This window comes from Mesorhizobium waitakense, assembly GCF_056431085.1.
The window spans coordinates 1-13,396 of sequence record NZ_JBWKME010000060.1; the positions used below are offsets into that span (position 1 = coordinate 1).

Sequence of the window (13,396 nt, forward strand, 5' to 3'; positions counted from 1 at the left end):
TCGCCGCCGACCGCACCTCCTGCACAAGAGCGACGGCCAACCAGTTCCGGCTCTTCCTGCATGCCGGTGCTTACTGGTTGATGTGGGGCTTGCGCGCCGCGATGCCGAAGCGCTCCAGCTTTGCCGTCGCCCAATTCGACACGCTGCGTTTGCGCCTCATCAAAATCGCCGCGCGGGTGGTCGAGATGAAAACCCAGATCCGTCTGCACCTGCCGACATCCTGCCCCGACCAGCGCATCCTGCGCATCGTCCTCAGCCGCATCCCGCAACTCGCGACATAAACGATGGGGCGCAGACGTCCCGAAACAAACCCGCCGACCTCAACCCGCAAACCCCCGCCTTCCACCACGACGGATCATCGCCGGCGCCCGACGAGGCTTGTCAAAATGCACTCCAGGGCGGCCAGATCGCCCCGGCACATCGTCGATTGAGAGGCCAGATCCCGACCCGAAGGCAGCGCATCCTGGGCCATCTCCGGGAAATGGTTCGGATCGGCTTAAGCAACCAAATCCTACGTCGTTCTGTCGGTTCGATTATCTCGGTTGCGATGTGCTCGATGGTTTTGACCTTCTCGACGTGCTCAGCAACGTTCTTTGCACGTTTAGCGCCGACCCATTGCCCCGTGCAGGGAAGCCATGAAGCCGCGCTCGTAGGTATCCACCATGCCAAACCTGAACCATGGCGAGATCCCGCGCTCGTTCTTGATGTCCGGGTAGTCGTCCAGGCGCCGTACGTCCCGCATGAAGGCGTCCAGCCTCAGACCCTTGTGCTGGTTGCTGTAAAATAATCCTCGAAGGGTTTCTTCCACTTCTGGCGGGCTTCGATTTTGTCGGCCGGTGAGAGGTTCCGGACGTTGCGCCGCCAATAGCGCCAGCCACCCCGGATGAGATCCAGGCCAAACCTAAAGCCGGAGAGTGTCAGAAAACTCGAGCGCAACCGCCGTCAGGCGCAACTGCACCGGTTCCTGGACAACTTTGAAATCTCATCGGCAAAGATCGAGAGCATCGGACCGGGCAAGAAACAGGTCCTGGAGTCGTATGGCGTCGAAACAGCGCTCGATGTCGAGAGGAACAAGCTCTACAGCGTGCCCGAATTCGGACCCAAAACCGCGCAGAAGTTGTTGAATTGGCGAAGGTCCGTCGAAGCCCGCTTTGTCTTCGATCCCTCACGCGCGATCGATCCACGCGATATCGCGCAGATTGACCAGGATATTCTCGGCGACCGCAAGCGGCTGCAGGGCGCCTTGACTCTCGGTCTCGAGCAACTCAAGCAGACAAGAGCCCAGATTCTGGCCGCCCGTGAACACAGTCGCCCGGAAATGGAGCGATTGCGGTTGGCATTGGATCAGTCGTCGGCAAACGTTGCCGCGATTTCAGGTTGAGACGGCTAACGCTGGATCGCCAATCAGGCTCGGTGAGTTGTGGCATACCTTCATCACCCTGGTTGCGCGTCAGTGTGAAATACCCATTTCACCTTGTTGGAGACCTCGACGATTTTGGCCGGCCGGAGCGCTGACTCAAAGGAGAGGTGAACGGCGGCTTTGCGCCCAGTATCGGTCGTTGAGAGGGTATGGCCGCTTCTCTAAAAGCGGACCCGAGCGATCAGGCGAGGCGGCAAGTTTGCACCATGAGCAGGTATTTTTGTTTTTTCTGAACGTCGAGACTGTACGTAAGCATAGTTAGAATCTAAGCGCTTCCACAAGACAGTGTTCGTAGAGGTATGGTGATGGGCGGGATCTCATATGCAGACTATGAAGAACTATCATGCATGCCGACGGTTTGGCTTATAGTTCAGAACCTCCTTTATGAACTGACCACGGGACTGCGCAGGAGCAGTAAATGCGGCCCAGACATCTGGAGGACATGCAGTGTAGCACCATTCTACACCGTCCGGAAAGCGCACGTAGATCGTCTCGGTCTCGATCTCGTAGGCCTCTGCCACAATCCGAGCGGATGAAACGGAATTCCACTCAATCATCGTTTTGTCCTTCATATGTTCCGCGCCATGCTGCTAACGCTGGCGCAATGTCTAGAATCGCGGGCTCTTGCCGCCACGGCTCCATCGAAGGGTCCTCGGCCAGCGGCATCGGGTTGGGTTTGTCCAACAACGCGCGAACGGGTAAGATCAGCGCCTCCCCGCTAATCACCGCCTCGCCTGTTCTAAGTGATGGTAGGACAGCGGCCAAGCCGGCGACAGTGTCTGGAAGAGCGCCTTTGATTGTGCTCTGATCCGCAGAATTCGATAGGCGGAGGCTAATTAACGTACCGCATTGAGCTAATGCGGTTTCCGGCAATTCGGTGGGACGCTGCGTTACCAGCATGAGACCAATACCGTACTTTCGCCCCTCGCGCGCGATCCTGTTTGCAGAGTTCCGTGTAAAGGCACTAGCAGTTGCGCCAATGTAGCGGTGAGCCTCCTCGAGAACCACAAGCACGGGCGTCGGGCGTCCAATTCCCGCGCCTCCGGGCTTACTGTGTAGTGTCAATTCAAAGAGGAGGTTGAGGACGACACCGATGGCGAGGTCAGCAGCCAGCGCGGGCACACCGCTGAAGTCCAATACCGATATCGGCTTGAGACCACCGAGCCAATCTCTAACAACCTCAATTAGAGGGTCCACTCCCGCTGGATCACCCTGCGGGCTTTGGAAGAACTTTCGCTGTGGGTCCAGAAGCCCGAGGCGAAGGAGGCTCGGCATTGTGCCATAGACCCCGAAGGTAGGCGCCTGATGAGGTGCTTGTCCACCGGGGCCGTAAGGCGCGAATTGCGCGGACTGAAGTGTCTGCGAGTTACCGGGGTCGACCTCACATTTGGTCGCCGGGTCGCCCTTGTTCGACCGCGTTTCGCGGTTCTCCGCGTCCAGCTTGTGCCAGATCGGTCGTATGTCGAACGGCACGGGCGTGTCGGCAGTTACGGCGGATGGGTCGAGATTGAGCCAACCAGCCGATGCTACAAACTCCTGCCGTGCCTTGGTGACGAGCTCCGAGAACCTATTGACGAAGGTTGCGCCCCCCGGCGCACCTGCGAAGATATGGATGATATCCGCAGCCGGTAGGGCCCAGTAAGGTACGCGAAGACTGTAATCGTCTTGTCCGAGAACGCTGCGGACAGACGCTTGGTCACCAAGAGCTCGGCTGTACTCACCATGCGGATCAATCACGACGATGTTGGCCGCCTTCCACCCGCCTAGAACGAAGTTTTGCAATAGTGAGGCTACGGCACTGGTCTTGCCTGACCCTGTGGAGCCAACAACAGCGCTGTGGCGGACCACCAATTTTGCAGCGTCCAGGCAGACAGGTATCTCTTCCGCCGCCGCGAGCCTGCCGATTCTGAGGTGCTTGTCGTCCTCCAACGGAAAGACGGACTTAAGCTGCTGGGCCGTGGCAAAATGGACCGGGTCATCCAGTCCGGGATAGGTTCCGACACCACGATGGAAGACGCCCGATCCATGGTCGATTTCGCCAAGCAGCTGAACCTGCAGCCAACGTTCGCCGAGCTGGACGTTGTCGGCCGGAGCGAGCGATCCCGCGAGTTCAGCGATACCCACCAGGTTCACGGTAGCAATTAGATCGACCAGACCCTGCGGTATCCTCACTAGTGAGCCAATCTGGCCGACTGCCAGCAGATGCCCCCTGTAGATTGGAGCTACGCCGGCCAGGTCAGGGTCGAGTTCGACAGTGACTGTCGCTCCGAGGACATGGCGGACTCGGCCGATGCACGTTGGGTTGACCTCGGCCATCAGGCGCTCCCGTTACCTTCAGTTTCTGATTTGGGGGCGCCGTCGAGAAGCTGCTGGAGCTGCGCATCAGTCGACATATCTGATGCAGTGCTGCGCGAGAGGTATTTGGCCAACCTGGCAAAATCCCTGAGTCCAAATTTTCCGTCGTGCCAAAGGTCGTCATCAGCTTCCGCGTCCGGTGCCTTCCAGTCAGCACGTACACCGCCGAAGACCGCCTCCTTCGCAGCGGCCACTTGCAGGTTGGGAGTGACCAACGCTCGCTCCACCAGGCCAGCGGGGATGTCGCCGAAGCAAAACGCCACAAATTCCGAGCGCTCGCGCCGAGACGCGGCTTCGAAAATCATCTCGTTGAGATGCGCATCGCCAAAGGCATATCCTGAAATCAGAACCAAGGTTTCTGGCTGATTTAGCGCACGACGAAAGCGGTCTTGCAGCACGACAAATGGCACGCGGCGAGATTCCTCATATTTCAGGTCGCTAGGATAGATAGCCGCTGCCTCGCCTTCAGCGACTGGTGTTCCTAGCCGGACGATTTGCCGATCGCTATTCCACTGCCAGTTGACGGAACCGTGCAGTTTCCAAAGGCGCACAAAGAACGATGGGACTGTCTCCGCGCCCGAGCCAGCCTCCCCTTCCACCAGGTCGGTATAAAACCGCGCTGCCAAGGACCCAATGAATCCGTCGAAATACGGAACAGCCATGCGCTCAAAAGCGGTCTCGAGGATGAGATCGTAATTGACGGTGAAGAATTCGAGCGGAAGCCTGTATCCAGAGCGTTTGGCCCATGCAGCCAATCGCCATGCCGGAGTGATATCGGCTGCGCCTAGGTCGAGTTCCTTTACGATCCCCTTGCAAAGGGTGGCATCCAGCAGTCTGGCCGTTTCACCGGTGAGGCCATCAATCGTCTCGGCAGCGGTGACTAGGCCGGCGATCCTTCGCAGCCGTGACAGAGCCTCCTCAAGCGTCCGACCATTCATGGTGACTTGAAGAGCTTGCCGGTCGGCCGCTTCAAGCGCGGCAAGGACTCGGTCCTTCAACTGAGCGATGTCAGGCAGGCCGCAGGCTCGTGAAGAGCCAGCCCCGAGGAACACGCAGATATGGCGCGAACGGGAAGCAAGTTTTGCGCTTAGTTCAGCTGAAAACTTCAAAGGATCGTGGAAATTCATTGACTTTACAGTGCCCGGTTAACAGGGTGGATCTCGCAATCGAGACACTTTGCTCTTTGGCAATACAAAAACAAGAGCGTAAGTGCTCTAAGTCGAAATGTCGCCACGCACAACGGGCGTCTCTGGCGCGCCTTGGCTGACCCTTCACCACCACAGGGTCCGGCCGCGGCGTTACTGCGTCAACACTTTGGGAAGGCGCCACTCAGTCGAACGTCCGCTTGGCCCTGAGCAGGTAGTCACGTGCGCGCCTCATATCGGTCGCCGAGAAGAGCCGAGTGGCAGCTGTCCCGTCCCGCAGCGCAAGGAGCGCTAGACCGCAAACGGCCCAAAATCGCCGCCGAACTCACGACCTATCCACCTAAGCGCCCGGTTCACGCCCCTCGCGTACGCGCCGCTAGTTATTCCGCACCGCGCAACGAGTAATCGATGTTTGGATAGCCTTGGTCGGTTTGGAAAGCGTGAGACTCGGGCGCCCACTCGAGCCGCTGCGTTACGCTTTTGAGATCGGGCGCCGCATAGACGAAGCGCTCATCGTACCGCAGGTACAAGGTTTCGAAGAAGTGCTCGAGCCGCAGAGGGCTATCGTCCGCCGGGTAGGTCGGCAGCAGCACCCCGAGATTTGCATCGGCCATTTCGACAAGCGCCAGCGACACGGCCTCATACCGTGACACATCGTTGCGGATGCCGCGGCGGCCGGTAAGCTCTCGCAGCGCAGAGTGAAAGCGGATAATGCTCTCGACCGGCTCGCCGCCTATCGCCATAGCGATGTCATTCGCCTTAAGCTGTTTTGCAGGCGGCGCGTCTTTCTCGCCGGCGATAGCCGCGGCTTCTTCCACCAGCCGGTTGGCGCGGATCACGAAACAATAGCCGAACACCATCGCCGGATAGGTGATGTGCAGGTTCGTGCACTCGCCTATCGTTTCTTCCATGCGGTTCGTGAGATTGCGGAACGCGCCGGTCATACCCTTGCACGACACTGCCAACACCGGTCCGAGGCCTGGCTTGTTCACCACCACGTCAACATTTTTGGTTTTGAGGCCGCCGAGCACGGTTGCCTCGCCGCCTTTTGCAATCGCGGGATCATAGGTGAGATGCCACTTGCCCCGGCGCTTTCTGAAGCTGAACGGCGGTCGCGGCGTGATCTCCTCGGGGCGGAAGCCGCCCTCAATCACCAGCCGGCAGGCGACATACCAATGCAGCGGCTTGATATGCTGTTGGCTCTGGGTCGCACCTTCATAAGACGCAAAATGCGCGAGCGCATCGCGCTGGTTCGTCCACTGGCACGTTTTCGGAAAGCTGGGATCCTCCGGCGGTTGTGCCGCGATATCATCCTCGTCGGGCAGCTCCGGATCGGGAAGTTCGCGTTCAGACATAGTGACGCCAGCGCTGCATCGTCGTCACCGCCTCCGCCAGTGCATCTGCGTCGAAAGCAGGCAGCAATTCGTCGGCCGCCACCAGGATCCGCGTCGCTTCGCGGGGTTCCAACTTGAGCATGCCGCCGCCGAGCGGATGCCCCTCGATCTCGCGGCTGAGCGCAACGAAATTACCCGTCCAGTTTTTGGTAACGCGCTGCATGGCCTTAGCGTCACGAACACGGACCCCATGCACCGAGTTGGTGCAGGTCGCGCCGCCCGCGTTGCGCACAAGGTTGGCTGAGATGCCCGACATATAGCTCAGGAAGTAGTCGGGCTGATGGACGTCGGGCACCGAGAACCACGGATCGCGCACACGGCACTTATAGGCTTCGCGGGCTTCGCGCCCTTCCGCGCTGTCGAGGTAGCGCCGTACCATGGTGGGAAGCTCCGCGACAGAAGTCTTCGGCAAGTAGAGCAGCATGAACGGCTCGTCCGCCGCATGCCATTGTTGGAGCGTGCTCTTAGTCAACCGCTTCGCAGGCAACGCGCGGCCGTTGCGCACTGTTGGTTGGAGAAGCTCCGCAGGAATACCAAGCTTCCTCGCAATTGAGGGCTTCAGGTGGAAAAAGTCGTTCGCACCCGAGACATAGCCGATGCCGATCTGCGCAGCCGTACCGAAGCGAAGCGACTTCGGGTGGGCGGCGGCTCGAGCATAGAGCGCGCGGACCGATGGCGGCAGCACGAACGGCCGCAGCCGGCGTCCCCAAGTCTCGCGCCAATCGGTGACGAACACGTCTTCGCCCTTGGGCGGGTGCTTAGCCTTGCCCGGCTCGAACTGGTCGACCGCGGTGAAGCGAATGCGGTCGGTCCGGCCGCCATGCCCGTCAGCGTAAAGCAGCCAACAATCTTCCGATAGGCCCGGGAACAGCTTGTCGCGGACGGCCACTATCTGCACCTTGGCGAAGTTTGCGATTAGATATTCAAGCAGGGGTGCCGCATAGGGCGCGTGCCCGATCTCGGCCGGCACGACGAACGCCATCCGGCCACCCTGCTTGAGCAGGCTTGCGGTTGCGACCAGGAACGGTGCCCAGGACGAGGCGAGCCCGTTGAACTCCGCGCCGAGTTCGCGACAGAGGCCCAACGCGCGAGCGCGGACGGGGCCTTTAAAAGTCTGGTAGCGAATGAAGGGGGGATTGCCTGCGGCGCATTCGAAGCGCTCGGACGTCTCGCTAGCCCAAGCGAAGAAGTCACCTTCATGGACCAGCGCCCAGGGTGCCCGTTCCATGGCGATAGCGGCCGAACGCAAATCTTGCTCGATGCCGACGCTATTTCGGTGCTCGGCAAGGAAGCGCCCGTCGCCACATGAGGGGTCGAGCATCCGGTCGGTCGGACCACTAACTGCCCAGCTCACGAGCGCGGTGACCACCGGATCGGGTGTGAAATAGGCTCCGCTATGCTTCTGGCTGAGTGGTGCCATCAATGAATCTCGCCATGCAATATGGAGGCGACACGAGACCTCCAACCGCCGATTATTGTCCAGCGTCGTGCCTTATAACCAGCGACGCGAGTGCCGTCGAGCGTCGTGAGCCTCCGAGCTTCCGCTTCAGTTGTATGTTCTCTATATGTTCACCTTAACCTTGGCAAGGTCTCCAGCGCTGCGAGGCGAAGGGCAGGAAAATCCGCCATCTCGCATCCTTTCATTCCGGAGAAAGGGATGCGCCATCAAAACCCGATCATCTAGGCAAGGGCCGACGAACCGGACCCCGTCGGTTTAATTGCCTAGACGGAAGCCTCCGTCACAGAACCAGGCGCTTTGATGAAGCGCATCATAGAGAGCCGTTTGCCAGGAATTCGGCGAATCTTCATGCCGCGATTCCCACTGATGCTTCAGCTCCCGCCTAACGGCGGTAGCTCCATTCGCGCCAGCCTCGTAAACCCTGATCAGATTTCGTCTTATCCCGCTCATCTCCCTCGCAGCCTGTTGGCTGTACAAGCGCGCTAACCCCAATGCTCCGAACTGGTTCTGCAATCGATCATTCAACCCTTGCGACCACTGGGGGCGGGCTTCAACTCGGAACAGAACCGCGCATACCAGCTGCTCCACGACCTGCGCACGAAGCCAGGTTTCGGAGGAGATGTCATCGAAATAAGGATGCAGAACTGCATCGGAAGCATTGGTCGGAGCAGCAGTCAGCTTGGCCTTGTTGCAGTCCTTGCAGCTCCCAACGAGATTGCTCGGTGTCACTGCCAAGCTAGGGAACAGGGTCTTCGGCAGCACGTGATCCAAGGTGGACACGTCTCTATGATCGCAATAGGGACAGCGACCACCTTTGGGGAGGAGCTGAAGCGCCGAGTAAATTGTTCGCCCGGGCCCCTTCTTTCCAGCAAACCTACCGTCATAGAGGGCGACCATCTCGTCCTTGCTGACCTGTCCGTTCACATCGGCCGTCTGCGCGATCAGGTGGAGTTCCGCGGCGGCCGCGCGGCCATCAAACTCGGCCGAATTGTCGACGATCGTCTGTCTGACCCCCGCAAACCTGGTCCTGAGAGCTTTGTTCTTGATCTTCGAGATGCACGTGTCGAACGTATCGCCAGGGTCCAGTTGCGGTTTCTCCACAGACCACATCAATCGTCGCCCGCGATATCGGCGTAATCCCGCTCCGCAATCAAACTGCTAATCAGCGCGCGGCCCTCTGTTCCAATCTTGTCATCGAATTTTCCGAGGACATCATCAAAATCGTCGTTCGGACCAACGGCCTCCTGCAACATCCGTTGAAAGCCCGATCGAGTGCCCGACATAGCCCTGGCCTTGGACTTCGCCCATGCGCACGGCATGTCGGCGTATGCGATAGGCGCGTTCTGCAAGGCTGACATTGCTGCCCGCGCGTGGCATCTCGAATTCCGTTGCCTCTTCAGCCATGGATCAGCATCCCCCCATTGACGTCGATCACGGCACCGGTGATGTAGCTGGCCAGATCGGAGGCGAGGGAGAGGTAGGCGCCCGCCACGTCACGCGCATCGCCCAGGCGACTGAGCGGGATACCCTTGATAATGTCAGCGCGCATGGCATCGGTCAGTTTGCCGCCGGTTATGTCGGTCTGGATCAGGCCAGGGGTGACGCAGTTGATGCGAATGCCGTCAGGCCCGAACTCGCGTGCCATGGCCTTGGCAAGCCCGAGCACACCCGCCTTGGCGGCTGAATAATGCGGGCCACCGAAGATGCCGCCGCCGCGTTGCGCGGAAACCGACGACATGCAGATGATCGAGCCGCCGCCATTTTCACGCATATGCGGGATGAAGGCCTGGCTGAGATAGAGCACGCCGCGCAGATTGACATCGAGGATGCGGTCCCAGTCGGCCGGGCCGATGTCCAGTGTCTTTACGGGCTGCGTGATCCCGGCAATGTTGCATAACACCTCGACCCTTCCGAACGCTTCGGTCACTTCTGCCGCAGCCCTCTTGCAGGCATCGAGGTCGGCGACATTGCAGGCGAGGCCGATGTGCTCGGGTCCAAGCGACGCGGCGGCGTCACGGGCTTGTTCCTCATCAAGGTCAAGAATAGCAATGCGCGCGCCTTGCTCCGCCATCAGCGTTGCCGTGGAGCGGCCAATTCCCCGGGGGCTCGCGGCACCCGAAATCACGACGGCCTTGCCCTTCAGCAACATGTCAAAGTCTCCTGCTGTTTCAATTGTTTCGGCGGATGATCTAGAGTCGGTAGTACCGGGCTGCGTTGTCATGGAACAACGCAAGCCGCTCCTCGTGCGGGTAGTATCGTGTGATCTCCTTGAAGGCGTTCACGACCGCGTCGAAGCTCGAGAACAGCTTGTCTACCGGAAAGTTCGTCGCGAACATGGAGCGTTCGACGCCGAATGCTGCGATCGCCTCCTCGACATAGGGGCGGATCGACGCCGTGGTCCAGGACCAGTCACCCATACCCAGGCCGGAGATCTTGCAGGCGACGTTCGGCGCTTGCGCCAATCGGTGCATGCCCTTTTTCCAGGCGTTGAAATGCTTAGGGCCGTCGACCTGCATGCCGGTGTGGTTGAGAATGATCTGGACGTCGGGAAAGTTGTGCGCGAGCTGGAGAAACTCTTCCATCTGCGGATAATAGAGCTGCAAGTCGAAGCTTAGCCGGCGCTTTGCCAGTTCCCGGAAGCCGCGCCGCCATTCTGGCGTCCGGGTGATCTCTGGCCGCGCCTGATAGGTCTTGGCGGGGTCTGCATGATAGTTCATCGACTGCCGGATACCCCGGAAGTTCGGATACTCCATGTGCCGGTCGAGGAGGTCGCCGACGTCAGGTTTGGACAGGTCGGCATAGCCGACGATGCCGTGCGGGAAGCCCCGCTTGTTGGCGATCTCCTGCAGCCAGCGCGTCTCCCCGACCGGATCGCTGGGATCGAACCCAACGTCCAGATGCACCAATTTCACGAGGTTCTGGTTCCTGGCGTCCTCAAGATAGTGGTCGAGACGATAGCTCTTGCGGATCGCTTCGTAGCCGCCGAAGGCCGACGGCTTAACCCCGTCGGTCAGCCACGGATAGTAATTAACTTCCAGGTCCCAGAGATGATGGTGCGGATCGATGAACGGCAGCTCGGGCACGGTCAGGATTCCTCGCTCGGGATCTGGACCCGCCGGCCTCTGCCGGCGGGTCCATTGGGTGGCGGTCAGTTGCTCGGGGGAAAGACGCGGGCGATGACCTTCTTGGCCTCGGGACTGTCGACCTTGTCGGCGGTAACGAGCGGCATGACCAGGGCCAGGTCCTGGGTCACCGGCGCGCCCGTCAAGGCGTTGTAGACCTGTTGGGTGCCGTCGATGCCTTGGCCGACCGCCTCCTGGAAGAAGATGCCCTGGATCGCTCCCTTCTTGAGCAGCGCGATCGTCGTGGGCGAGCCGTCTGCAACGGTAATGCCGATCTTGCCGGTCAGGCCGCGGGTCTCGGCAACCTTGGCGGCGCCCGTGCCGGCTTCGTCATACATACCGTAAATGGCCTTGACGTCGGGATTGGCGGTTAAGAGGTCGTTTGCCTGGGTGACGGCTTCGTTGATGGTGAGGCCGCGTGTTTCCAGTATCTGGACGATGTCGCACCCGTTGGCGGCGAAGGCTTCCTTGGCGCCCTTGAGATATTTCTGCGCATTCTCCCGATCCTGCGGCAGCGACAGCATGCCAACCTTGTTGCCGCCACGCTCCTTGGCGAGTTCGCAGGTGAATTTGCCTTGCGCCTTGCCGGTCTCATAGTTGTTGGCGGTGACCGAGGATGTGTAGTTGGTGAGGCCTGGCTGCGGCCCGATGCCGGCGAACGCGATCGGCACTTTCTGCTTCGCCAGATAGTCGAGCAGCGGCGGTGTCGATGTCGAGCTGACGGGGCCGATCACGATGGCCGAGACGCCTTTGGTCACCGCGGTCCTGGCATTGTCCATCTGCTTGGCGGGTGAGTTTTCCGACGTGTACTCGACATAGTCCATGCCGAGTTCCTTGGCCTTCTCCTTCACGCCGTAGCCGACCCATTGCCAATAGGAAATGTCGAACGATGGGGCGATGTAGGCGACGGTCTTCTTGTCTTCGGCGTACGACGCGCTTGACAAGGCGGCCGTCGCCAAAGCTGCAATCAGGATGCTCTTCAACTTCATCTTGGTTCCTCCCGTTGATGATCTAGATGCGGTTCTTGTTGCTGAAGCGGTCGATCAAAACCGCGAGCAGGATTGCAGCGCCTGTGACGGAGCCTTGCCAGAAGCTGTTCACGCCAATGAGGTTCACACCGTTCTGGATGCAGGTGATCATCAGCGCGCCCAGCACGGCGCCGATCGCGCTGCCGGTTCCGCCAAAAAGGCTGGCCCCGCCAATGACCACAGCGGCAATCGCCTGCAGCATCAGGCTCGCCCCTGCCGTGGCTTCGGCGTTGAGGATGTAGCTGACCGTCAGCAGCCCCGCGAAAGAGGCAAGCAGGCCCGAAGCGACATAGGCCGCGAACTTGATGCGCAGAACCGGGATACCAAGCAGCCGTGCCGCAATTGCCGACGGCATAGAACCAGCGTCCGACCACGACCTTGCGCAGCACATATTCCAGCGCGACCATCAGTACGATGCAGACCACGAGATGGTTGGGCATGCCGGGGACGATCTCGCCGGAATTCAGGAGCCAGAAATCCGGTGCGCCGATCGGCATCGAACGGCCGTTGGTGACGATGAAGGCCAGGCTGCCCGCCACCGCGTAGGTGATGAGCGTGACGACAAACGGCGCGAGCCCGACGACCGTGACCAGAAGACCATTGATCGCGCCGAACCCCAGGCCGACCGCCAGGCCGGCGGCGCTGGCGGTCAGTCCGTCAGCGCCATTGGCCATAGCCAGCGCGGTCACCATCCCGGTTAGGGAAAAGACTGAACCGACCGAAAGATCGATGCCGCCGGTGACCACGACCAGCAAAACACCGAGCGACATGATGATGAGAGGCGCGGCAGCCTGGACGATGTTTTGCAAATTGACCTGCAGGAATGGCGCCAAACCAGACAAAACCTGGATAAACGAACTAATATTCTGCCAGCGGGTGCCATTCGCTGCAGCCGGATCCTAGCGAGGGACTTGACTAGTTGTAGCCTGAAGCGCTCCATATGGATGTTACTAGCTGGAGGGGACTGTTATGGCGCTCATAGTAATACAGATGCCTGGTGGTGACACCGAGGCGGTCGATCCAACTCAACTTTTGTGGTTCCGACCGGCGTTCGACTGGGAAATTGCCAACACGACTGCGATAAGGATAGGCAGTGATCGCCTTTACTCCATTGAAAAAATGGACAAAATCTTCGATCGCTTCAAGCAAGCGGGTCAGAAATTGGGGACCTTTACGGCACCCGGAGATGATATCAAACCCGTCGTAAATGCTCGAAATGTCTTAGAAATCGAAAAGGCAAAACCTGCCATCAATCACCCTGGAGCCAAAGCTGTCTTGAAATTCAGCTTTCGAGAAGGGCTCGCTGTCAGGGAGACGCCAGAGGCTGCTAAGACTATCTTGGACGATGCATTAAAGGCTTAGCCGGGGAACGTGGATAGCCGCGATTTTTTCTTCGCTACCTAGCCCGGAAAATTCATGGAGGTTGGCGGATGTGGTGCAAGCCGTTGAAATGACGTAGGATTTGGTTGCTTA

Annotated in this window: 14 protein-coding genes and 1 pseudogene; 3 read left to right on the forward strand and 12 right to left on the reverse strand. The window is 59.6% G+C overall.

Annotated elements, in window-relative coordinates; translation table 11 throughout:
* Positions 1-281: transposase (locus AC07FD_RS14315; RefSeq protein ID WP_478350344.1), on the forward strand; the 281-nt coding region annotated here is incomplete at its 5' end.
* Between the two features lie 320 nt (positions 282-601).
* Here AC07FD_RS14315 and AC07FD_RS14320 read toward each other — a convergent pair.
* Complete coding sequence (locus AC07FD_RS14320) at positions 602-742, reverse strand: hypothetical protein (protein WP_478350345.1); 141 nt, start codon at positions 740-742, stop codon at positions 602-604.
* Positions 743-1,084: 342 nt separating this feature from the next.
* On the opposite strand from AC07FD_RS14320, the gene AC07FD_RS14325 reads away from it, so the two are divergent.
* The gene (locus AC07FD_RS14325) at positions 1,085-1,381 is read left to right on the forward strand and encodes a hypothetical protein (RefSeq protein WP_478350346.1); all 297 of its coding nucleotides are present in this window, start codon (positions 1,085-1,087) and stop codon (positions 1,379-1,381) included.
* Positions 1,382-1,761: 380 nt separating this feature from the next.
* Here AC07FD_RS14325 and AC07FD_RS14330 read toward each other — a convergent pair whose 3' ends face one another.
* From AC07FD_RS14330 to AC07FD_RS14380, 11 genes and pseudogenes are all read right to left on the reverse strand, one after another.
* Positions 1,762-1,992 (reverse strand): KTSC domain-containing protein, encoded by a 231-nt coding sequence (locus AC07FD_RS14330; protein WP_478350347.1) that lies wholly within the window; start codon positions 1,990-1,992, stop codon positions 1,762-1,764.
* Positions 1,970-3,736, reverse strand: a complete 1,767-nt coding sequence (locus AC07FD_RS14335) for an ATP-binding protein (RefSeq protein WP_478350348.1) — start codon at positions 3,734-3,736, stop codon at positions 1,970-1,972. The genes AC07FD_RS14330 and AC07FD_RS14335 overlap by 23 nt, the downstream gene beginning before the upstream one ends.
* Entirely contained in the window at positions 3,736-4,902 is a 1,167-nt protein-coding gene (locus AC07FD_RS14340; protein WP_478350349.1) for an SIR2 family protein, read from the reverse strand. The genes AC07FD_RS14335 and AC07FD_RS14340 overlap by 1 nt, the downstream gene beginning before the upstream one ends.
* A 398-nt stretch (positions 4,903-5,300) precedes the next feature.
* Entirely contained in the window at positions 5,301-6,275 is a 975-nt protein-coding gene (locus tag AC07FD_RS14345) for a hypothetical protein (RefSeq protein WP_478350350.1), read from the reverse strand.
* Entirely contained in the window at positions 6,268-7,734 is a 1,467-nt protein-coding gene (locus tag AC07FD_RS14350; protein WP_478350351.1) for an N-6 DNA methylase, read from the reverse strand. The genes AC07FD_RS14345 and AC07FD_RS14350 overlap by 8 nt, the downstream gene beginning before the upstream one ends.
* 294 nt (positions 7,735-8,028) lie before the next feature.
* A complete protein-coding gene (locus AC07FD_RS14355) occupies positions 8,029-8,883 on the reverse strand; it encodes an HNH endonuclease (RefSeq protein ID WP_478350352.1) in 855 nt (284 codons plus the stop codon).
* Between the two features lie 135 nt (positions 8,884-9,018).
* A pseudogene (locus tag AC07FD_RS14360) lies at positions 9,019-9,150 on the reverse strand (transketolase); the annotation flags it as partial.
* Between the two features lie 19 nt (positions 9,151-9,169).
* Positions 9,170-9,922 carry an SDR family NAD(P)-dependent oxidoreductase gene (locus AC07FD_RS14365; RefSeq protein ID WP_478350353.1) on the reverse strand — a complete coding sequence of 251 codons (753 nt, stop codon included), beginning with the start codon at positions 9,920-9,922 and terminating at the stop codon, positions 9,170-9,172.
* Positions 9,923-9,962: 40 nt separating this feature from the next.
* Positions 9,963-10,856 carry an amidohydrolase family protein gene (locus AC07FD_RS14370; protein ID WP_478350354.1) on the reverse strand — a complete coding sequence of 298 codons (894 nt, stop codon included), beginning with the start codon at positions 10,854-10,856 and terminating at the stop codon, positions 9,963-9,965.
* Between the two features lie 65 nt (positions 10,857-10,921).
* Positions 10,922-11,884 (reverse strand): substrate-binding domain-containing protein, encoded by a 963-nt coding sequence (locus AC07FD_RS14375; protein WP_478350355.1) that lies wholly within the window; start codon positions 11,882-11,884, stop codon positions 10,922-10,924.
* Positions 11,881-12,756, reverse strand: coding sequence for an ABC transporter permease (locus tag AC07FD_RS14380; protein WP_478350356.1), 876 nt, complete (start codon positions 12,754-12,756; stop codon positions 11,881-11,883). The genes AC07FD_RS14375 and AC07FD_RS14380 overlap by 4 nt, the downstream gene beginning before the upstream one ends.
* Positions 12,757-12,892: 136 nt before the next feature.
* On the opposite strand from AC07FD_RS14380, the gene AC07FD_RS14385 reads away from it, so the two are divergent.
* Positions 12,893-13,285: a hypothetical protein gene (locus AC07FD_RS14385; protein ID WP_478350357.1), complete on the forward strand. Its 393-nt coding sequence runs from the start codon at positions 12,893-12,895 to the stop codon at positions 13,283-13,285.
* Positions 13,286-13,396 lie beyond the last annotated feature (111 nt).